The organism is Haliscomenobacter sp., assembly GCF_041740695.1.
GTDB lineage: Bacteria > Bacteroidota > Bacteroidia > Chitinophagales > Saprospiraceae > Haliscomenobacter.
The window spans coordinates 1-22,308 of the sequence record NZ_JBGSLK010000096.1 but is presented as its reverse complement, the minus strand read 5'-3'; the positions used below and the strand labels follow the sequence as shown (position 1 = coordinate 22,308).

14 protein-coding genes are annotated in these 22,308 nt (G+C 45.6%); 6 read left to right on the top strand and 8 right to left on the bottom strand.

What is annotated here, in order from left to right:
* Positions 1 to 6: 6 nt before the first annotated feature.
* The gene (locus tag ACEW9O_RS19220) at positions 7 to 1,002 is read right to left on the bottom strand and encodes a GRP family sugar transporter (RefSeq protein WP_373551816.1); all 996 of its coding nucleotides are present in this window, start codon (positions 1,000 to 1,002) and stop codon (positions 7 to 9) included.
* Positions 1,003 to 1,300: 298 nt separating this feature from the next.
* Here ACEW9O_RS19220 and ACEW9O_RS19215 point away from each other — a divergent pair, with 298 nt between their 5' ends.
* Both ACEW9O_RS19215 and ACEW9O_RS19210 read left to right on the top strand, forming a co-directional pair.
* Complete coding sequence (locus tag ACEW9O_RS19215; protein ID WP_373551815.1) at positions 1,301 to 2,788, top strand: sodium:solute symporter; 1,488 nt, start codon at positions 1,301 to 1,303, stop codon at positions 2,786 to 2,788.
* 173 nt (positions 2,789 to 2,961) lie between these two features.
* Positions 2,962 to 4,338, top strand: coding sequence for a hypothetical protein (locus ACEW9O_RS19210; RefSeq protein WP_373551814.1), 1,377 nt, complete (start codon positions 2,962 to 2,964; stop codon positions 4,336 to 4,338).
* Here the strand turns inward: ACEW9O_RS19210 and ACEW9O_RS19205 are convergent.
* The 6 genes from ACEW9O_RS19205 to ACEW9O_RS19180 form a co-directional block, all read right to left on the bottom strand.
* Entirely contained in the window at positions 4,328 to 5,326 is a 999-nt protein-coding gene (locus ACEW9O_RS19205; RefSeq protein WP_373551813.1) for a class II fructose-bisphosphate aldolase, read from the bottom strand. The genes ACEW9O_RS19210 and ACEW9O_RS19205 overlap by 11 nt on opposite strands.
* 27 nt (positions 5,327 to 5,353) lie before the next feature.
* On the bottom strand, positions 5,354 to 6,823 hold the full coding sequence (locus ACEW9O_RS19200; protein ID WP_373551812.1) for an aldehyde dehydrogenase: 1,470 nt from the start codon (positions 6,821 to 6,823) through the stop codon (positions 5,354 to 5,356).
* 4 nt (positions 6,824 to 6,827) lie between these two features.
* Complete coding sequence (locus ACEW9O_RS19195) at positions 6,828 to 7,874, bottom strand: alcohol dehydrogenase catalytic domain-containing protein (protein WP_373551811.1); 1,047 nt, start codon at positions 7,872 to 7,874, stop codon at positions 6,828 to 6,830.
* 323 nt (positions 7,875 to 8,197) lie between these two features.
* Positions 8,198 to 9,673 carry a CoA-acylating methylmalonate-semialdehyde dehydrogenase gene (locus tag ACEW9O_RS19190; protein WP_373551810.1) on the bottom strand — a complete coding sequence of 492 codons (1,476 nt, stop codon included), beginning with the start codon at positions 9,671 to 9,673 and terminating at the stop codon, positions 8,198 to 8,200.
* Positions 9,670 to 10,398 carry a GntR family transcriptional regulator gene (locus ACEW9O_RS19185; protein WP_373551809.1) on the bottom strand — a complete coding sequence of 243 codons (729 nt, stop codon included), beginning with the start codon at positions 10,396 to 10,398 and terminating at the stop codon, positions 9,670 to 9,672. The genes ACEW9O_RS19190 and ACEW9O_RS19185 overlap by 4 nt, the downstream gene beginning before the upstream one ends.
* A gap of 912 nt (positions 10,399 to 11,310) precedes the next feature.
* A complete protein-coding gene (locus tag ACEW9O_RS19180; protein WP_373551808.1) occupies positions 11,311 to 13,449 on the bottom strand; it encodes a sigma 54-interacting transcriptional regulator in 2,139 nt (712 codons plus the stop codon).
* 459 nt (positions 13,450 to 13,908) lie between these two features.
* Between ACEW9O_RS19180 and ACEW9O_RS19175 the strand changes: the two genes are divergently transcribed.
* Positions 13,909 to 16,260, top strand: coding sequence for a carboxypeptidase-like regulatory domain-containing protein (locus ACEW9O_RS19175; protein WP_373551807.1), 2,352 nt, complete (start codon positions 13,909 to 13,911; stop codon positions 16,258 to 16,260).
* 311 nt (positions 16,261 to 16,571) lie between these two features.
* Positions 16,572 to 17,261: a Crp/Fnr family transcriptional regulator gene (locus tag ACEW9O_RS19170; protein ID WP_373551806.1), complete on the top strand. Its 690-nt coding sequence runs from the start codon at positions 16,572 to 16,574 to the stop codon at positions 17,259 to 17,261.
* 65 nt (positions 17,262 to 17,326) lie between these two features.
* Here the strand turns inward: ACEW9O_RS19170 and ACEW9O_RS19165 are convergent, their stop codons facing one another.
* Entirely contained in the window at positions 17,327 to 17,719 is a 393-nt protein-coding gene (locus tag ACEW9O_RS19165; RefSeq protein WP_373551805.1) for an STAS domain-containing protein, read from the bottom strand.
* A 517-nt stretch (positions 17,720 to 18,236) separates the two neighbouring features.
* On the opposite strand from ACEW9O_RS19165, the gene ACEW9O_RS19160 reads away from it, so the two are divergent.
* Both ACEW9O_RS19160 and infC read left to right on the top strand, forming a co-directional pair.
* The gene (locus ACEW9O_RS19160; RefSeq protein ID WP_373551804.1) at positions 18,237 to 20,828 is read left to right on the top strand and encodes an ATP-dependent Clp protease ATP-binding subunit; all 2,592 of its coding nucleotides are present in this window, start codon (positions 18,237 to 18,239) and stop codon (positions 20,826 to 20,828) included.
* Positions 20,829 to 20,951: 123 nt separating this feature from the next.
* Entirely contained in the window at positions 20,952 to 21,611 is a 660-nt protein-coding gene (gene infC / locus ACEW9O_RS19155) for a translation initiation factor IF-3 (RefSeq protein ID WP_373551803.1), read from the top strand.
* Positions 21,612 to 22,308: the final 697 nt, after the last annotated feature.

Here is a 22,308-nt window from a genome sequence, read left to right as displayed (position 1 = left end):
TTAATTTTAGCGGGCCGCGATGATCAAGCCCAGGCCAATAATGTAACACAAGAGCATACTATTCAGCAAGATATTGGTACCAGCGGGTGCTCCCTTAAATTCCTTCCAAATATAAATTCCCCAAAGTGCTGCCACGATGGTTGCGCCCTGCCCAAGGCCATAAGAAATGGCTGGTCCGGCTTTATCTGAAGCGATGATGCTGAATGACATCCCAATGCACCAAATTATACCGCCTAGTACTCCGGTCAGGTGATTTTTGAGGTTACCCCGAAAATAGTCGGCATACGTCACCGGGGCACCTACAAAAGGACGCCACATCAACAAGCTGTTGAACAGCACATTGCTCAGCAGGATACCGATCGAAAAAAGGACTACCGCTGAATAAGGGCTCAACTTGCCCGGCAGCGGTTGGGTAAAATCGGGAAACATAGAATTGGCTACGTATTTGTAAAACAAGCCCATCAAAGCTCCAGCAATCACCGATAGCACTAACCCTTTGGTTGAAACACCTCCGGTGCTACTCGACAACTTGCGATAGGCACTGGCATTGAGTAAAATTGCCACCCCAATCAATCCTACGCCTCCGAACAACATCAGTGCGTTGCCCACTGGAGCATCCAGGTAATTGACAATCACACCCACCACCAGCGCCAAACCGATCCCTACGGGAAAAGCAACCGACATGCCAGCTATGGCAATGGCCGCGCCGAGCAAAATATTGGCGGCGTTGAATAAGATTCCGCCCCAAATGGCCGAGCGAATACTTGCCGAATCGGCCTGCTGTACATCAACCATAAACGAGCGGCCCTCACTGCCCATACTGCCAAAGGTAAAAGCGAAGAGCAGGGATAAGAGCAAGATACCCAACACATAATCCCAATAAAAGAGCTCAAAACGCCAGTTGGCCGCAGCCAATTTTTGGGTATTGGCCCAGGAACCCCAGCACAACATGGTGATTATGCAGAAAAATACTGCAATTGGATAGGTTTCAATGATGAACATGACGCAGGTTTTAAGGAGTGTTTGACTAAAAGTAAAATTTTTTCATCAATTGTTCGGAGGCTAATGCTATTCCTGGTTTTTCATCATTACGGTCTCATTACAAAAATGGCATCTTAATAACTTAACAATCAATTTTTTAAACAAATATTTTTCCTTAAAAAAGTTTAAGTCAAGGGCAGTGACTTTTTGTACTAACTATTGAATGCCTATTCGCTTACCTTTCTTTGATTTGGAAAAATCGGCAATCAGCCCAATAAAATTCAGGCTTGCTGCTGCTTGACTTAAAAAAACTGCCATCATGCACAATAGTTCCTGGTTCATGGCCACCGTTGGTCTGCTACTCGCTTATACCGCAGTCATTTTGTTCTTTGTGATTCGTGGGGCGATGCGCACCAAATCCATGGCTGATTATGCAGTCGGGCAAGGATTTTCGCCTTACGCAGTGGGATTGTCGCTGGCCACCGCCACGACGAGTGCCGCTACATTTATCATCAATCCTGGATTTGTTTCCTTGTACGGCTGGAGTGCTTTTGTGGCCTTTGGCTTGTGTATGCCAGCGGGCTTGTTTTTATCCCAAATCGTTTTGACCAAAAGTTTTCGACGTTATGGCAAAACTGTAAAAGCACTGACGATGGCGCAATGGATCGGTCAACGGTATGAAAGCAAGGGCTTTGCGCTGTTTTTTGCTTTTTTATCTTTGCTTTTGCTCAGTTTCATCGTGCTCATTTGTGTGGGGCTCACCAAAGTATTGGCTCAGGCGTTGGGAATGGGAGAATTTCAAGTTTTGGTGGGGATGGTGGTGTTTGTATTCAGTTACATGATGTTCGGCGGGGCCAATTCCATGGTGTACACCAATACCTTACAGGCCTTGATCAAATTATTGGTGGCGGTGATGTTGTTGTTTTCGGGCTATGATCACCTGTCCAAAGGAGTCAATTCTTTTTGGGAGCAATTGGGTGCGATTTCACCTACATTGGCCCAGTTTCCCAATGCGAGCAGCCCCCTTTACCGCGATTTTTTTGAGATTGTCATTTGTAATTTTGTGATCGGGGTGGCTATCGTTTGTCAACCACACCTCATCACCAAGTCGCTGTTGTTGCGCGATGACAAAGATGTGAACCGTTATTTGTGGGTAGGCTCTCTAGCTCAAATGACTTTTTTCCTGGTGGTTTTTGCGGGGTTCTACGCCCGCCTGATGTTTCCTGATTTACAAGTGGATGGACAGCCCATCAAAATGGACGCCATCATGTCCGCTTACGTGGTGCGGGAGTTTCCAGTATGGGCGGGTTTGATTGTGATTTTGGGGCTATTGAGTGCGGGGCTTTCCACTTTGGAGGCCTTGATTCAGGCGTTGTCGACGACGGTAACTTCGGATATTATCAAGCCGCTGTTTGGCCAGTTTATTCCCAATGATCGGACCTATATTTTCCTCAATCGACTGGTGATTGTAGGGTTAGCCGCAGTGGCAATCACCGTTTCCTGGCAACAATTGCAGCACCCCAATTTGAGCGTAGGCATTTTTGCGCAATTGGGCGTGTATGGCTTCTTTTCTACGGCCTTTATTCCGGTGCTGTTTGGGATTTTTTTGAAGGATGTCCCCCGCTGGGTGGTGGTGATGGCGGCTTTAACGGCTTTTGTACTGCATTTTGGGACTTATTTTGGGGGGATTAGTCCGTATTTGCAAGGGACGGTGAGGAACCCGGCAGTGGCGTCGACCTTTGGGATTTTGGGGGCGCTGGGGGTGGGCTTGCTGGGGTATGGGTTGACTAGGAAACAAAAAAAGTGAGTGTTTTTTTGCAAAAAATAGATTTAGAGGCTTTAAAGTATGCTTAGCAAAGTAAATTACAAGTAGAAGCAAAGCTGCTTTTTAAAAAAAGCAATATGATCCATGCCTAAATAATATTAAATAACATTATTTTTATGCCATAGCCAAATCAATTGCTTTTAACAAATTAGTTTATGCGGACTAAATACCTACGTTTCTTACCTTTCATGGTTTTAGCAGTTATTCCTCTTTTATTGTGGGATAGTTATTTTCAAAACATACTGAGTAAAAGTGGCTCCATCCTGGAGCTATCAACCATTCAAGGTTTAATTCTTAGGCTGGCTAAAGCTTTTCCTGATTGGTTAGCCTTTCTTTTCGTTGGATTCGTTTTTAACAAAAGAAAAGAAGCTTTAATTGCCATTTCAGTTAATCTGTTTTTTGTATTGTTTTTTACGCTTATAAATATCAGGCTACCTTTTTTCCTGCTTCACTTGCCCATCACTTTAGCACCTTTTTTTGTCTTTGGTTTTTTAGCATTTGGCCCAAAACGACTGTGGATTTGGATACTGATGATTGTTCCCATTTTTTTAGATTCCCCCTTGGAGATGGCGAATAAATTATTCAGCCAGGATTTTAATTTTTTTATCAGCCTTTTTTACAATGAATTAGGTGGGGAAAATTATTTGGAGCCGCTGGGTGATGAATTTAAGTTGTCTGGTTTGATTGCACCCATGGTTTATTACGTTTTTCTTGCCGAGATTTCGCTTCTATTTGCTCAAAAAAGCAGGTTTAATCCATCAGTTGTCGACCTAACTATGCCCTACTCCCGATTGGGGGCTGCTTTTTTGTTTATTTTCTTGCGCCTCAGCATTTATTCCTGTATTCTGGGCGTAAACAGTACCATAACTGAAATTTTCAATCCTACCCGATTTGCAAATGATGCTTTGGGCAAACTCAATCTCCAACTTGTATATTTCCTATACCTTATTTCTGCAATGACTGCGTTAATTGCTGCCTTGTGGTATTATCGTCGTTTTTTAATGGAGTTTTTATTTGAAAGAGGCGAGCGACCTTCATGGGGCTATTGGCTGCTACAGATACCTTTTGTAGAGGTTGTGATTTTTACTTTTATGGTGATTTTCCTCAAAAAAAGAGATGATGAAGACAAGTATCAAGTCTTTCTTTACCACAATGAAGAGAGTGCGAACGATGTAAAAATTATCCGAGGTCTCATGGTGGTTTTCCAAATTTTAGCCATAGTCTACTTGGTAACTAATCCAGCAAAAAAAGAGTTGACAAATTTTATCCTGCTTGACAAACTCACATATAGCATCCTGGTAATCTTTTACTTAGTCCGCCCGAAGGTACTTTGGGGTTTATTGGGCTGGATCTGTCTAAACATTGTTTTCGCAGCGTTAGGCTTTATCCATGATCTTGAGTTTGATTCCCGACTGTTGAGTTTCTCCACCTTATTTTTGTTAATTGGACTTTTTCATGGTAGTGATTTTTCATGTATTTCGCCCTATAACGAAAATAATGAAACGGAAACGGATGTTTTAATTAAAACTTAAGGAAACTGGCCTTACCCTGAGCACCTAATATTTGAATCCGCTCCACCACCTTCGGTACATAACGCTCCGACACAAACCCACTCACCCCATTGTCCATCACCGTATTTTTCCAGTCCGGGTGTTTACGTTCTAGTTTATCCGCATTTTCCAGGTAATATTGCTTCGCGGCCATTGAACGCAGGAACAAAGACTCCGAGGACCAGTTCACTTTGGTCACCCCACATTTGGCCGCGGCGCTCAATTTTTCGGCAGACAGTCCGGTAGATCCATGCAGGGCGATGCCAATGTTCCGGCCAGTCAGTTGTTGCAATAAACGCACATTGGTCTCGATGGTTTTGGTTTGAAAACCTGCATACCCATCATCCGAAGTAAAGCCGTGTTGAGTGCCTACGCCCGGTGCCCACAGGACAATTTTGCCGGGATATTTTGCCTCTACCGCACCGATCAATCGCTCTGTTTCATCAGCGGGTGTGATTCGATCATCTACTGCCGATTCCATTTCTAGGGTCACATCCACCCCTGCTTCCTCAGCGAGTTGGCACAATTGCAACATGTATCGAATGTTCTGCTCCTCGCTCATATCCGAAGCATCCAGGGAAATGGTCGAAGCACAGAGTTTCAAACTTTGACCATGCAGGCCTACTTCGATGCCTTGAATGGCGGCCTGAAGTATCCCAATCGTCTCCGGCCCTTTGATGTGGTCGGTATGGTAAATCACCGGGATGTGTTGATACCGTTCACTGTTGGCCAAGACCATCAAATCGGCCAAATAGCGGGCTACGCCCAGGATTGGATCACCAAAACCGTAACTGTGCCCCTTGATTTGCCAAAGGCTGGTTTCGATAATCACTGGCGCATCGGCCAGGCGGGCGGCTTCCAGGCAGTCGGTCACTGCTGCGTGGCTATCGGCGTTGATGGCTAGGATGGCGTAATTGTGTTCAAAAGCATGGTTGAGCAATTGCCGGGATTGGGTAGGAGAAAGGAGCATGGTTCTGTTTTTTGGGTTCACAGCCTTTTAAAAAGCTACTTTAACGTGTTTGGTTTTCAGGTACTCAAAAATGGCCTTACGGGAAAGCTCAGAGCCAAAGCCGCTATCTTTCCAACCTTCGTAAGGGGCATATGGCGTATTGACGGCACCATTGTTGACGCAGACTGTGCCGGATTCAAGGGCTTGACTCATTTTCATCGTAGTGGCAAAATCCCGGGTAAACAGGTAGGCGCAAAGGCCGTAGGCGCTGTCGTTGGCTTTTTGGATGGCTACGTCCAGGGTATCAAAGGTATCTAGAGGTACCACTGGCCCAAAAGTTTCTTCCTGCATCAACAACATTTTAGGGCTAACCTTGCTGAGCACAGTGGGCAAGTAATAATGGCCCTTTTGATATTGTTCTCCTTCAGGGGGTTTCCCACCTTCGTGCAATACTGCCCCTTTAGCCAGGGCGTCAGCAACATGCCGTTCCACTTTTTCGAGCGTTGCAGCAGTAGTCATCGGGCCAAGGTCGCAGTTGGGTTCGCTGATGCCATCACCAATGCTGAACTGCCGGGCTTTGGCACAAATTTTTTCCAATAATTCATCGTGGATGGATTGATGGGCATACACCCGATTGACGCTACTACAAGACTGCCCCATGTTGCGAAAGCCCTTGTAGGAAATCACTTCCGCAGCAAGATTTAAATCGGCATCTGCACAAACAATGGCTGGGCAGTGGCCGCCCAATTCCAGAGAGACTTTTTTGAGTTGCCTGGCCGCAACCTGCATGATCTTTTTCCCGGTTTCAGTCGAGCCAGTCATGGCAATTTTGGCCACGTCGGGATGGTCTATCAAAACAGCACCTACCTGCCCAGCACCCGCGATGACGTTGATGACGCCAGCCGGGATTCCACCCTCCGTCAAAGCCTGACAAAAAGCCCAAGGCGATAGTGGAGTTACTTCCGTTGGTTTCACCACAACCGTACAGCCCGTAGCCAGGGCAGGCCCCAATTTCCAACTAAGTAAACTGACCGGGTAGTTCCAAGGCGTAATCAGGCCACATACCCCGACGGGTTGATAGGTTACCCAGGAATATAAGCTGTTTTTTTCGGTAGGGTTGACGTAACCTTCTACACGTACTGCTTCAGCAGCATAATAGTCCAAAAGATCACAAGAAGAGAGGACTTCACTACGACTTTGGGCAAAGGGTTTGCCTTGCTCCAAAGCCATCAAGGCACCAATGCGATCCGCCTGGGTGCGCACATAGGCACTTGCCTGACGCATGATTTTTTCCCGTTCCTGAGCAGGCAGTGCTGACCAGCTTTTAAAAGCGAGTTTAGCGCTTTGTACAGCTGTATTCACATCACCGGGGCTGGCGACAGCGACCTGGGCAATCAACTTGCCATTGGCAGGGGAATAAACAGCATCCAATTCATCGTTGGAAGCAGATACAACCTGGCCATCGATGAAAAGCCCCCATTCTTTACCTACTAAGGAATCGATCGTAGTTTGGTTCATGGGATTACAATTGAGGGTTGATGCATACTTTGAGGGCTTCACCGGATTCCATCATGGTGAAGGCTTCGTGAATACGGTCTAGGGGCAGTTCGTGCGTGATGAAGCGATCAGCGGGAAAACGACCACTTTGGATCAAGTGATAAGCTGTGCGGAAATCACTGATTTTTTCAGAGTAAGAACCACTAACCATCAATTCTTTGTAGTGCAGGTGGTTGGTGTTCAACAGCGCAGTAGGATTGGATTTGGGTAAGCCGCCAAAAAATTCCACCCGAGCGCCCTTGCCCGCAATTTCCAAAGCATCAGCCTGGGCCAAGGCACTACTGACGGCGACAATGACCACGTCAAAACCTTCTCCTGCGGTAAGTTCCAATGCCTCAGCAAGATGAGAGCCTTCCTGATCACTCAGGATGGTACCGTCTATGTCAAAACGGGTCATCATATCCAGGCGCTTCTGATTGATGTCGAATAGATGCACCGATTGGGCACCCTGGAGGCGAGCCAACACAGCGTGCATGGCACCAATCGGGCCAGCACCAATAACGGCTACCCGATCTTGTAAACCAATGCCCAGGTGGGTGTGGGCATTGGTCACACAACCCAATGGTTCCGCTAGACTCATCTGTTGGGAGCTTTGGTCTGTGGTGACTTTAAAGAGGCTACCCCGCTGCACTGCCCGAGCCGGAACCTTCACATAAGGTGCAAAGGCACCATCGTAGTGGTAGGACATGGTGGTGCGGCTGATGCAGAGGTTTTCGCGCCCGGCACGGCAATATTTGCACTCGCCACAAGAGAGTACAATGTACATGACTACTCGGTCGCCGACCTGGACATTGGCGCTGGGGTTGCGGGATTCGATGACTTTGCCACAAAACTCGTGGCCTAGGACCCGAGGCGGAGTGATTTTTTTATCGCCATTGCGGTAGGTGCGCAGGTCCGTGCCACAGACGCTGCATGCCTCGATGGCGAGGAGGATTTCGCCTTCGGCTAGGCTGGGGTCGGCGATGTTTTCGACGCGGAGGTCTTCTTTGCCGTGGTAGATGGCTGCTTTCATGATGTTTGTATGTCTCCCAAGATATACCTCTCACAGATATATCGCCCACGGATATATCTCTCACAGATATATCGCCCACGGATATACATCCCACGGATAAATCCGTGGGTTGAGTCTATGGGTGGCCTCCCACGGATAACTCCGTGGGTTGGCGGGTAACGCAGGATTTTTTGTTTAAGCTTAAGTAAGGTTTTGCGCACTGGCGACAACACACTCACACTATCACACTTCACACTCACACCCTTTCTTGTGGGTTGGCGGTAACTTTCAGGCGGTGGAAGGCCAACACACTCACACTATCACACCTCACACCCAAACACTATCTAGCTCATCCAGTTTTGGGATGCGGAGGCTGTCCATTTGGTGGTGATTTTTTTGAGCTTGGTCCAAAAGCGGACGCCGTCCATGCCGGTGATGTCGCCGTGGCCAAATTTGGAGTCGTTCCAGCCCCCGAAAGAAAAGGGTTCGCGGGGAACCGGGACTCCGATGTTGATTCCTACCATGCCAGCATTGGCTCTTTCGCTGAAATAGCGGGCTACTGCGCCGGAGCTGGTGTAAATGGAAGCGGCGTTGCCATAGGGATTGCTGTTTTCGATGGCAATGGCTTCATCCAGGGTTTGGGTGTGGATGATGGAGAGTACCGGGCCGAAAATTTCATCGCAGGCGCACTCATCACCGGGGAGAACTCCTTCAATCAAGGTTGGCCCTACGTAGGTGCCAGCTTCTTTACCCTTTACAGAAGCGCCTCGGCCATCTAGCAAAATGGTATACCCGGCACCTTCGGCACGATTGATGTAGCCTTCAATCCGCTCTTTGGCCGCAGCGCTGATCACCGCACCTAAGTCCTCCCCAACCTTGATTTTTTTGGCCTCTTCAACAATTTGATCCAGGATGGTTCCGGTGTCACCTACCAAAATAAGGACACTAGCCGCCATGCAGCGTTGGCCAGCGCAGCCCATTGCCGATGCGACCACATTTTTAGCGGTGATTTCGGGGTCGGCGTCGGGTACTACTACCAGGTGGTTTTTTGCGCCACCTAAGGTTAGTGCTCTTTTGCCCAGATTTGCGGCGCGTTGATAGACCATACGTGCCACTTTGGTGGAGCCTACAAAACTCAGGGCAGTGATGCCTGGATGATCGATGAGGTATTCCGTGGTTTCTCGGGTGCCATGTACCACGTTAAATACGCCGGGAGGCAGGCCAGCTTCGTTAAACAATTCGGCCAGGCGGACGGCAGTCAAGGGAACCAACTCCGAAGGTTTGAGGATAAACGTGTTGCCACAACCAATGGCGATCGGAATTGTCCACATGGGCACCATGGCCGGGAAGTTGAAGGGTACAATGGACAAAACCACCCCAAGCGGGTAGCGTTCGTATTGACAACTTACCCCGGTGCTGACTTCCAGTAGGCCCTGATCCCAAATTTGGGGTAAAGAACAGGCAAACTCCAATACTTCAATGCCCTTATCTATTTCCGCTTTGGCCTCTGTCCAGGTTTTGCCGTTTTCGACCTGAATCAAATCTGCCAATTCAGCATGATGCTTTTCGAGCAAGGTTTTAAAGCGAAAAAGGACTTGCACTCTGTCTTTTAAGGGTGTCGTTGACCAGGTTTTGAAAGCGGTATTGGCATTTTTTACCACCTCATCGATGGTTGAAGGAATAGCGATAGGTACCCCTCCCAAGCGGGTGCCATCCAGTGGAGAATATACTTCAAGGTTGGATTCCCCGGCAGGAATCCATTCGTGGCCTCCCGTGTAATGTCCACGAATTTGGGGTACGGGAATGGGTTTGCTGGTCATATGGACTGATTTAAAATACCACTCGTATTGCCTAGTGCATACTTTTCGGTATTGCAATAAAGGGTGCTGTACAAATTGAGGTGGCTGCGGTTGCTGTGGTATTTTCGATTGATTTTTAGCAAGGGAGTGTTGGATTCAACTTGCAAATGTTGGGTGTGCAAGGAATTGGCTGCAACAGCCCAGATTTGTTGTTCCATGCCCGTGATTTCAAGTTGGTATTCTTTTGCTAGGAATTCAAAAAAGGATTGATTCAGTTTAAATTGACGTACAAAACGGGGCAAATTGAGATTGGGCACAAAAGTAAGTTCATACATCACCGGGCGTCTTTCTACAGCACGTACCCTGGCAAAATGGATACAGCCCGCCCCTTTTTCAAGCTCGCTAAGTTCAAAAGGAAATTCTTCCGGCCATGGCATAAACATCGGCTCTTGTACGGACAAGGTCGACATTTTCGTTTTGTCGACCATTGCGGAAAAACCATGAAAGGAAAGTAAATTTAAGGATCGGCTTTTAGATTTGACAATGCTGCCTTTGCCTTTCAGCTTGGTGATGTAACCTTCGGTTTCCAATTGACTTAAAGCTTGTCTAACCGTTGATCTTGAAAGGTTTGCAGCAAAACAAAGGTCATTCTCCGATGGCAAAATGCTTCCAATTGGGTATACATCTGCTAGGATTTCTTTTTTGAGTCGATGGTATAAAAGTTGATATTGTGTACTGCTTTCCATACGATTGGATTGTTCGTAAGACAAAGTTACAAAACTCAACTTGTACGTACAAGTTTATTTTAGAATAAAAAAAAGAGGCTGTCAAAGACCTACTAGACAACCTCATAAGAAAATGTGAACCTTATAAATAAACTAAAATGCGTCTTTTTACAGATTATCGGTTAGAACATGAATTGTCAAATTAGATTGAACCTAGTAATGGAAAGAACTTCCACCACGTACCTAAAAAATACGTGGTGGAGTTGCGTGCAATTACATAGTGTTCTGAAATGCCCTCTTTTGGCATAATCTTTGCTCATGGATGTCCATGGCGAGTGTTCAGTGTCAATAACAATACAGTATTACAGTTCTGTTGGCTCCCACCGTTTTTACATCAAGGCGGCTAGCGGTATCTGTACATTTTATACCCATTTTTTTAGATTTTGCATCAAACATCATCTCTTTCCAACAGGTATTGTGCACAGCTCCCACAGCCATCGCAACAATTGGTAGTGCCTCTATTGAGGGTTGTGAAAATGTGATTTCGAGATTAGAAACACTGATTATCTTGTATGATTACACAACAAGGTAATCTAAGTAATGTCTCCAATACCTAGGAAAGTGATTATTTGATTCTTATGGCACCATCGAAAAAATAGTGCTACTCTATCTATTGCAATCCGCGTGCCAAATTCTTTTTTATTTTTATTTATCTGAAAATCAAACCATTACAACAAAAAAAGCAACACTGACTAAGTGTTGCTTTTTCCTAAATACGAGAAAATGATTACATGAAGGAAATTTTATTCTGTATGACGCAAAAAATTACTTCCCGATTTTTTTTGAGGCTTTTGAATAGGAAGCTCACTTGAAATGAACCGTTCGACTTCCTATTCAAAACCCAAAATCGGGAAGTTAATTTTTCTGCGTTGCTTATTCGTGAATCCCCAGTTTTGCCATTTTTGAAAACAAGGTTTTATCGTTCAAACCCAACAATCGAGCAGCTCCTGCGGGACCACTAACCCGGCCCTGAGTTTTTTTGAGCGCATTCAGGATGTGTTCGCGTTGGATTTCCTCCAGCGATTTGAAATGACCATTGCCGTTACCTTCGAGATGTATCTTTTCTTTGGCCTTAAAAGGAATGGCATCAAAATTCAATACATCCTGATGACTAAGGATCACCGAACGCTCAATGATGTTTTCTAGTTCCCGAATATTACCTGGAAAGGAGTATTCTTCCAGGATTTCGAATGCCCTGCGTGGTATTTTATCGATGTTTTTACCCGTTTTGATGGAGAACTTTTTCACGAAATGCCGAATCAACAAGGCGATGTCTTCTTTTCTTTCCCGCAGGGGAATATTGTGGATGGGAAAAACACTAATCCGGTAGTAAAGGTCCTGCCTGAATTTTCCTTCTTGAACCATCTGCTCCAGATTCCGGTTGGTCGCAGCAATGACCCGTACGTCGCAATGTAAGGTTTCGGAGCCACCCACTCGTTCAAACTCTCCTTCCTGGAGCACCCGAAGTAGTTTCGTTTGTAATTCCAAAGGCATCTCCCCAATTTCATCCAAAAAAATGGTGCTGCGGTGAGCCAGCTCAAATCGCCCTGGCTTTCTCTGTATTGCTCCAGTAAATGCACCTTTTTCGTGCCCGAACAATTCACTTTCAATCAAATTCTCTGGCAAAGCTGCACAGTTTACTTTGATCATTTGCCTTTTGCCGCGATTGCTATTGCTATGGATAGCTCGAGCCAGCAATTCTTTGCCTGTTCCCGTTTCTCCGGTGATCAAAACCGTGGCATCCGTATTGGCTACTTTATGAACCTGCTGTAAAACAGACTTATAGGATTCACTAGTCGTGACAATATTATTAAAATTGTACTCAACCTCTATTTCACTTTGCAAATAGCTGTTTTCCAACTCCAGCCGCCCTTTCAATGCTGAGATTTCATCAAAAGCACGGCGCAATTCCGACTCTGCTTGCCTAATCTCGCTTAAATCCCGTACATATTTACAAATAAAAGCATCTCCGTGGAACTCCACAAAATTGGCAAAAACCTGAGCTGGAAACAAAGATCCGTCCTTGCATTGCTTATTGCGCTCTAAGACCAAAGTTTTGTTTTCTTTTATGAGCGCAAATACATTGTCCCAACCAATTTCCAGCACATCTGGAACCAAATCAACAATGTGCAATTGGGTGATCTCTTCTTCAGTGTAGCCCATTCGAGAGAAGAATGCCTGGTTGGAGTACCGAATCCGTCCATCCTCCTTTACCCAATAAATCATTTCGGAAGCATTGTCAATCAAATATTTCGTCAATTCAAGAGGCTGGGCGGTGGCTTTTTGCTGGGTAATGTCTTGAATGGCGCCGTATATTTTGTAGGTAACTCCCTCTTTTGTAAGCGGGTATACATAAAATCTAAGATGCTTGTCTATGCCATTTTTACCAATGACGGCAAATTCCGTTTCGACAGGGACACCATCTCTGATCGCAGTATCGGTGATTTCATCCAGATTAGAGAGCTCATCCGGGCTGATTTGGGCTTTTATCAAGGCTCGAAAGCATTCTCGGGACAATGGTTGAGTAGCCTCATCCATTTCCAATACTCGGTAAAATTCCTTAGTGGTAATGAGCTCATCCGCCACCAAATCCAATTCATAGGAACCAATTTTCGTCATGCTGGTCACCAATTCCAACATGTCTTTGTAGCGGGTGAGTTCCAGCAGGTTTTTGACGATCCCGATACAAACTTTTTCCTCACCAATGTCCACCATTACTGCGGTCATTTTGATGGGGTAAAGCTTTCCATCAGCGGTGATGTGATCCGATTCGATATCGGAGGAGCCAGTAGCCTCCAACGATTTCCAAATTTTTTTCCAATCCATCAGGTTGATGTGTGGATTAATTTGGAAAATGGATTTTCCCTTTAATGCCTCTTGAGAATAGCCCAGTTCTTTGGAAAACAAAGTGTTTACACCCAGAATTCGTCCATCTGAAGCCAACCATACCGCTGCGGCTTGCAAAAGTTCAGAGGCACTCAAATAAACCTCCAGCATTTTAGTTTCATTCATAGAAAATAATTCTTAATGAATAGATGAAACAAATACCCTAAGTAATTTTTTTCGGTTGTGTACAATCGACATGCCGATTCCATTCAACTTGCTAGCTGAAGCAGGCCTTTGAGCACACAAACACAGGTTCACATTTTTGTAAAAAAAGCAAGATTACCACTTGGTATGGAGCCGGGGGAAATTTGGCTCAGTGCTCTCACAGCTGTTTATAGGTAAGTGATCAAAAACTCCATCATGACGAGACGCTCAAATTTAGCAAGATTTTCCAAAAAAGCAAGGTATCCTACTTTTTTTTTCTGATATTTCAGCAAAATTAACAATTGTATGTTTTTTTGATGCCCTCAAATCGACACATGCATATTTCCTTTATTTAATACACTTTAAGCATCCCCTGTTTTTTTCGTTGTAGTCCTGTATATTTGGCCCGCGGAGATGTTCTTCGCCAAAATCAGGAGCTAGATGAGAAGCAATACTACCATCAAAAATTTATTTTTTTTCACCTGTATTGTACTTAATTTCGGTGTAGCACATGCTCAAAACCCTCAGCAAACGCTACGAGGTCAGGTATTTGATGCAGTGGCGCAAAAAGCACTATCGGGAGCAACCGTGCTTTTGGAAGGAAGTACCTCGGGAACGAGTACGGATGAAAATGGAAAATTTCGCTTTGAAAACCTTCCGGTAGGTAGGTACCGTTTGCGGGTTTCTTTTGTGGGTTATGATACCTTGGTGGTACCGGAGGTGCTGCTGGAAGCAGGTCGTGAAACGGTCTTGCAATTGCCCCTCAATATCGCCTATACGACCTTGAGCGAGCTCAACATCACCGCTGCACCGCTGGAAATAGAATCACTCAACCCGTCTGTACGCAGCATCAGCAATGAAACGACCTTGCGTTTCCCTGGGGTATTTTTTGATCCGGCGCGTACTGCCAGTGCTTTCCCTGGAGTCGTCAACACCAATGATCAAGCCAATTTTTTGTCGGTACGCGGCAATACGCCCAATGCCAACCTCTGGCGTTTGGAAGGCGTAGACATTCTCAACCCCAACCATACCCCCAATGCGGGTTCACAAAGTGACTTGCCCACTTTTACCGGGGGTGGAGTCAACATGTTGAGTACTCAAATGTTGGGCAACTCGGCGTTTTTGTCCGGAGATTATGCGGCTGGTTATGGCAATGCGCTGGGGGGGATTTTTGATATGCGTTTGCGCACAGGAAACAATGAACAACAGGAATATACTTTACAAGCTAGTTTATTGGGCTTGGATGTTGCTGCGGAAGGCCCCATTGGGAAAGCTGGGGGCGCTTCTTATCTGGTCAATGCCCGTTATTCTACGCTCGGTTTGTTGAGTGATTTGGGGGTAGATGTAGGGGGTGAAACCATTGGTTTTAAAGACTTGGCCGTAAATCTGGTTTTTCCTTTTGCCAAAGGTGGGAAATTTACTTTGTTCGGCATGGCGGGCAATAGCTCTAATGTATTTACCGGGGATCGCGATTCTACCACCTGGGAATTTGACAAAGATCGGCAGGATATCGATTTTGAATCTTCGACCCAGGTTTTGGGTGGTACTTTCCGCTTGCCTACGGGTAAAAAAGGCATGTGGCATACTGCGTTTGCTTATTCCAGCTATAAAAGTGCCCGACTTTCGACTTATTTCAGCGGAGCAGGGCCTACTTTGGCGGACCAAATCGGGCAATCACGTCGTAGTTTGCATTCCTACTGGTACATCAAACCGAATCCACGGCAAACTTTCAAGGCAGGGGTAATTTACAATGGAGGAGATTTGATCCAACCATATACCTCTACCAAATTGGACTTTGGCAACCTGGAGTTAGAGCTTGGGTTACATTACATTAAATTGATCAATGTTGTTGCCCTGGAGGGTGGTCAAATTAACAATCTTGAGCCACGCTTAAACTTCGCTTACCGCCTGGATGCCAATAAAAAACTGACTTTATCCTTTGGTGAATTTAGCCAAAAACCGATCCTGCCGATTTACGGTGGCGAACAACTACCAACTGCCTTGGTCCAAAGTCAGCAAAGTAGCATCGGGTTTCAAATTCAAACCAGCCCATCCACGAGTGTAGAAGTACAAGCCTACTATCAAAAACAAAAAAATGTAGCAGTACTCCCCTACTCTTTCCAGCTCTTGTCTAGCAATTTTAGCAATGAGCGGGTTCCCGTTTTACTTAGCGACTTCAACAATCCCGAAACCATCAACGCGGATGGCGAAGCCCGGAATTATGGCCTAGAGCTCAACTTGCGCCGTTATCTGGAAAAAGGATTTTACCTACTGGCCAACAGCTCCATTTACCAATCCGAATACCGCAACAACAGCAGTGCTTATCTACAAACTTTTGGCAACAACGATTGGCGTGACAGCCATTTCAATGGCCGCTATGTATTCAACACCACTGCAGGTAAGGAATGGCGCAAAGAACGCAAACCGGGTAAGGTCAAACTATGGGGATTGAATGGTCGGGTAGTCGTGATGGGCAATTTGCGCCAAACCCCCATCGATGCTAGCCTCTCCCAAAGCGAAGGCATCACTGTACCGCTCTACACTAGCCTGGATGGCAATGAACAGGTTGATCCTGCATTTTCTGTAAAGAGCAGTACTTATTTCCGTTTGGATACCCGTTTGTATTTCAAGTGGAATACCGCAGGTCGAAACAACACTTTTGCCCTGGATATCCAGAATGCCAGCAACCAAGAAAACGCCGGTTTTTTCTACTACGATCACCTGCAAAAGCAGATTTTGGAGAAAAAACAGTTAGGAATCATTCCTATTCTGAGTTATCGGGTAGAATTCTAGTAACGCAGAAAAACTAACTTCCCGATTTGGGTTTTGAATAGGAAGTCGAACGGTTCATTTCAAGTGAGCTTCCTATTCAAAAGCCTCAAAAAAAATCGGGAAGTAATTTTTTGCGTCATATTTAGGCGCTTGCTTAAGTTTATTTGGCATCAAAAAAACGGCGTATACCTTCGAAGTTCCGTAGTCTGGCATTCAGTGCTTTGGAAAAGTGAACAATTTATTTGCTTGCATTATTTACTTTATAGCCTTAACACTGCTCTAGGATTTTGGCTCAAGTAATATTTAGCTAGCAATAAAACCAATTCAAGCCAATGACAACGACTCGGGAAACATCAGCACTGGCTTTTTTAAGGCAAATTCCTTTTTTGGGATCGCTTCCTCTTTCTGACCTGACTGAGTTGGCGATGCTCTGCCAGTCAGAGCAAATTCAACGCAACAGCCCCATTTACCACAAAGGGGAGGTATCCAGCCATTTGTTTTTATTGTTGCGCGGTTCGGTGAAGGTTTGTTCTTTTTCTGACGATGGCCGAGAGATCATTAAAGAAATGTTGGGCCCGGTTACCCTATTCGGAGACTTGGGCCTGGTGGGCGAAAAAGAACGCCAGGAAAACGCGTTTACAATGCAGGATGATGTGCAAATGTTGCGCATTCCCAATGAAGCTTTTCGCAAGTTGATTCGCAAACACACCGCATTGTCGATGGACATTGTAGATTGGCTGGGCAGCCGCTTGCGGCGTACCGAAGCTCGTTTGGAAGCCCTGATGTTTAAAGATGCCCGCGAAAGGATTATTGATTTTTTGAAAGACTCGGCAGAACACCAAGGGAAAAAAATCGGGTTTGAATTGCTGATCAAACACAGCATGACCCAGCAGGATATAGCCAATTACACCGGAACCTCCCGACAAACGGTTACCTCGGTATTGAATGAATTGCGCAAATCCAACCTCATTTACTTCAATCGCAGAAGTATTTTGATTCGGGACCTGGAGCGCTTAAGCTAACTTCAAGGTTCCACAGTTCCAGGGTTCGGTTAACCTTGGAACTGTGGAACCTTGGAACCTTAAAGTTATTCTTCCTCGTCCCCGTCTCCTTCTGCTTCCAATTCCCGCTGCAACTCTTCCATGAAGACGAATTCTACCGCTTCTTGTTTGGTAGGAGCCATGGACAAAACGCTATCCAAGCGAGAAATCTCGAATAATTTTTTCACTGCTACTTGGTCGATACCTGTCAAAACGAAGCTACCGTTGCTTTTCCACAATCGGTCGGCTGTCAGAATGGCACTTAAACCTGAAGAATCGACATATTTGACTTTGGAGAGGTCAAAAATTAAATTATTTACACCTTCATTGTGCAGGATAACAATCTCTGACTTCAAGTCTGGAGCAACAACTGAATTCAAGTTTTCCTCCTCCAACTGAAAAACCGTATAACGGTCTTGTTTATCAACTGAATATTTCATGTGCTAAGGGTAGTTGATCTATTTTCCCGGCAAATATAAGCATTACCTGCGAAAGCATCAGCCGTTATTTGGAATTTATCCAACAGGAGGGCCATAAATAAAAGTTTCGCTTGCTCACTACAAGTCTTTAAACCAGATTCCCTCCTTTGCTGTTAGCTATAGGACGAAAAAAACAAGTGCTCATTTTGCGAAAGGATTAGATGAGTAAACGCTTTATTTCAAGTGTCTTGTCTAATCCTTAGGCTCAAGAAAAATGAGCACTTGTTTTTGCCCCACTACAACGTTAATGTTTTTGAATTTCACATTTTGTCCAAAAGAGAACTTGTTTTTTAGCCCAAATAGGGTTAAATTTTGCCAGATTTTTGATTTGGACACTTTGAACAGAAAGCTTATTATTGCTCAAATGAATTAAACGAACGATCCGCGATGACTTTCTACACCAGACAGCGTCAAAAGATGGCTCGATTCTTGCAGCAAAATTGGTAGTTCTGTCAGCACTTTAGAATTTCTCTACACTATGAATAACCGAAGATTTTCACCTAAGGTAAAGGAAGTCATTAAAAAAAGCCGGGAAGAAGCTTTCCGCTTAGGTCATGACTTTATCGGTACAGAGCATCTTCTTTTGGGGATTGTATCCGAAAAAGACAGTTTGGCAGTTCGCGTCCTGGAATCCTTGGATGTAGACTTCGCTGAATTAAAACAAACCCTGGAAGATTCAGTGCAAAAGATTCCTGCCAGCAACACCAGCTTGAGCGTAGGTACCTTACCATTGAACAAACAGGCTGAAAAAGTACTCAAAGTCACCTTTTTGGAAGCCAAAATGCTCAAAAGTGAAGAGATCAGCCCAGAACATCTGGTCCTCTCCATCTTGAAGCACAAGGAGAATCCAGCTTCCAAAATTCTCAACCAATTCGACGTGGACTACGAAATTTACAAAGCTGAGCTCGAGTACGTCAAGCAGGAGCAAGATTTCTCCAGCATAGAGCCGCCTTATAATCAGGCACCGCAAGATAGTGACGACCCTTATGACGACGACCGTCAGGGTGGTTTCCAGCAACGTAAAGGTAGCGCCAAATCCCGCACTCCCGTGTTGGACAACTTTGGCCGCGACATTACCAAGCTCGCCGAAGAGGGCAAATTAGACCCCATCATCGGCCGGGAAAATGAAATCGAACGGGTATCCCAAATCCTTAGCCGCCGCAAAAAGAACAACCCCATTCTGATTGGAGAGCCTGGGGTGGGTAAAACGGCTATCGTGGAAGGGCTAGCCCTGCGCATCATGCAGCGCAAGGTATCCCGTACCCTCTTCAACAAACGCATCGTGATGCTTGACCTAGCTGCTTTGGTAGCTGGTACCAAGTACCGCGGCCAGTTTGAAGAGCGCATGAAAGCCATTATGAATGAATTGGAAAAATCGCGCGATGTCATTTTGTTCATCGACGAAATCCATACCATCGTTGGTGCAGGTGGCGCAACCGGCTCCCTGGATGCTTCCAATATTTTCAAACCCGCCCTGGCGCGTGGTGAATTGCAATGTATTGGTGCCTCCACGCTGGATGAATACCGTCAGCACATCGAAAAAGATGGTGCCCTGGATCGTCGCTTCCAAAAAGTAATGGTAGATCCACCTTCTGCGGAAGAAGCGATCCACATCCTGCACAACATCAAGTCCAAATACGAGGAGTTCCACAACGTGATTTACGACGATGATGCGATCAAAGCTTGTGTACGCTTGAGCGACCGATACATCACCGACCGCTTCTTGCCCGACAAGGCCATCGACGTATTGGACGAAGTGGGAGCCCGTGTTCACTTGAAAAACATCCACGTTCCCAAGCACATCGAAGATTTGGAAAAACAAATCGAAGAGCTGAAAGAACAGAAAAACCAGGCCGTCAAAAATCAGCAGTACGAAAGAGCTGCCGATTTGCGCGATCGGGAATCCAAACTGGTACGCCAACTGGAGTTTGCAAAAGTTCAGTGGGAGGAAGACTCCAAAACCAAACGTTACCCGGTCGGCGAAGAAGACATTGCTGAAGTCGTATCCATGATGACCAATATCCCGGTAATGCGGGTGGCTCAAAGTGAAAACCGGAAACTGGTGAGCATGGAGAAAGACATGCAAGGAACCATCATCGGCCAGGATGAAGCACTGAAAAAGATTACTAAAGCCATCCAGCGCAACCGGGTAGGTTTGAAAGACCCCACCAAACCCATTGGCTCTTTCATTTTTCTGGGCCCAACCGGCGTAGGTAAAACGGAGTTGGTCAAAGCCCTGGCGCGTTACCTCTTCGACTCGGAAGATGCCCTGATCCGCATCGACATGAGTGAATACATGGAAAAATTCTCGGTCAGCCGCCTCATTGGTGCGCCTCCAGGATACGTTGGTTATGAAGAAGGTGGTCAGTTGACGGAAAAAGTACGACGCAAGCCTTACTCTGTAGTTTTGCTCGACGAAATTGAAAAAGCCCACCCCGATGTGTACAACATCCTGCTCCAAGTGCTGGATGATGGTCAATTGACGGATGGTTTGGGTCGTAGAGTCGACTTCAAAAACACCTTGATCATCATGACCTCCAACATTGGGGTTCGTCAGTTGAAAGACTTCGGTCAGGGCGTGGGATTTGCTACCAAATCACGGCAGGAAGCAGCAGAAGATACCACTAAGGCGGTTATTCAAAACGCGCTGAAACGTACCTTTTCGCCCGAATTCCTCAACCGGATCGACGATGTAGTGGTGTTCAACAGCCTGGGTAAAGAAGAAATCTACAAGATCATCGACATTACCTTAAAGGATTTACACCGCCGTTTGGCGACCATGAACTTCAAACTGGTCATCAGCGATGAAGCAAAGAGTTTTGTCGCAGAAAAAGGTTTTGACCCCCAATTTGGTGCCCGCCCCTTGAATCGCGCCATTCAAAAGTACCTGGAAGATCCCCTTGCAGAGTTCATTTTGAATGACCAACCACAGGAAGGTTCCCTCTTGGAGGCCATTTTGACCGATGAAAAAGACAACTTGCGGGTTGTCTTGGCTACAACTGTGCTGGGTACTGAAGCAGAAGATCCCAATCCAGATATGCCAAAATTGAATTCAGGTTCTCAAGAATAAAAAAATATTCGTATTTTTGTTTCAATCCATAGAGACGTATTACTATGCGTCTCTATTTTTTTTATGTTTGTGGAACTAAATTGCCTTTCTGGGCATTCATTTTTTTAACAAAATAAATTTCATTTGGCAAAGAATCAATTTGGCGGCAATCGTCCCGGTGGTGGGAGCAGACCTCCCTTCGGTGGTGGTGGCAACCGCAACAATCGCAGAGACTCAAGGTACCCCAGTGAGGATGACAAAGGTCAGTTCCGCCTCAATGATCAAATTCGGGTACCCCAAATTCGCTTGGTAGGTGACAACATGGAACAAATCAGTGAATTGGTTGGAACAGAAATTAAATCGGGGGAGGTGTACAACACCCGCGATGCATTGCAATGGGCTGAAAAGTCAGAACTAGATCTGGTAGAAATTTCACCTAATGCAGTCCCTCCCGTAGTCCGCATCATCGACTACAACAAGTTCCTGTACGAGAAGAAGAAGAAAGAGAAGGAAATCAAAGCCAAAGCGGCTAAAACGGTGATCAAAGAAATCCGTTTTGGGCCCAATACGGATGATCACGACTTTGAATTCAAAGTACGCCACGCCAAAACCTTCCTCGAAGAAAACGCCAAAGTAAAAGCTTACGTTAACTTCCGGGGCCGGACCATCGTGTTTAAGGATCGGGGGGAATTGTTGTTGCTGAAGTTTTTGAAAGAACTGGAAGAGTTCGGATCACCTGAATCCCTGCCCAAGTTGGAAGGTCGCCGGATGATTGTAATGATTGCACCGAAGAAGAAGAAGTAATTTTTTCTTTTGGAAGATAAAAAAGGGAGATGCTGGTGCGCCAGTATCTCCCTTTTTCGTGGTGCGCTTCTCCTACTCGGAAGTTGTAACTTTGGCGCTAGCGTTGATGTCACCGATTTTGATGGCTACAAAGTTGCTTGACGCTGTAGGTCTCCAGGATGCGATTGAAGAAGATTCTGGAAAGCTAACCTGCCAGGGCTTAGTAGGGTTTGAAAAAACATAAGCTGCATCGACAAAGCGCCAAGAGCGATTGTTCGCAAACTTTGTATCGATGCCCAAAATTAATTTGCGCAATAAAATCATATCCAGTGCTATAATGCTTCTTGAGTTATTAACAGTTGCCTTTATGCTCAATTTTTTTACCGCAGAGTTTCGCAGAGTACACACGGAGTTTCACGGAGTATGAACCACCTTCGGTGGTGAAGAGTACCCAGAGGCCGCATTGAATAAGCGTCAGTACGAAACAATCTAATTTTAACAGCCTACGAACTCCCGCCACCGCAGGTGGCAAAACTCCTTAAAACTAGTGCATTAACTCATAAGTTTCACCACACTCTAGCTTGCTCTTTTACAGTAAGACTTCGTTGTAAAAAACTTACAGAGCTTAGGCTATGCGCGTTTTTTAACGCCTCTTCTTACTGCAAAATAGCTGCGCTTTAGTGTACTTCAACTCATGAGTTAATGCACTAGAACGACT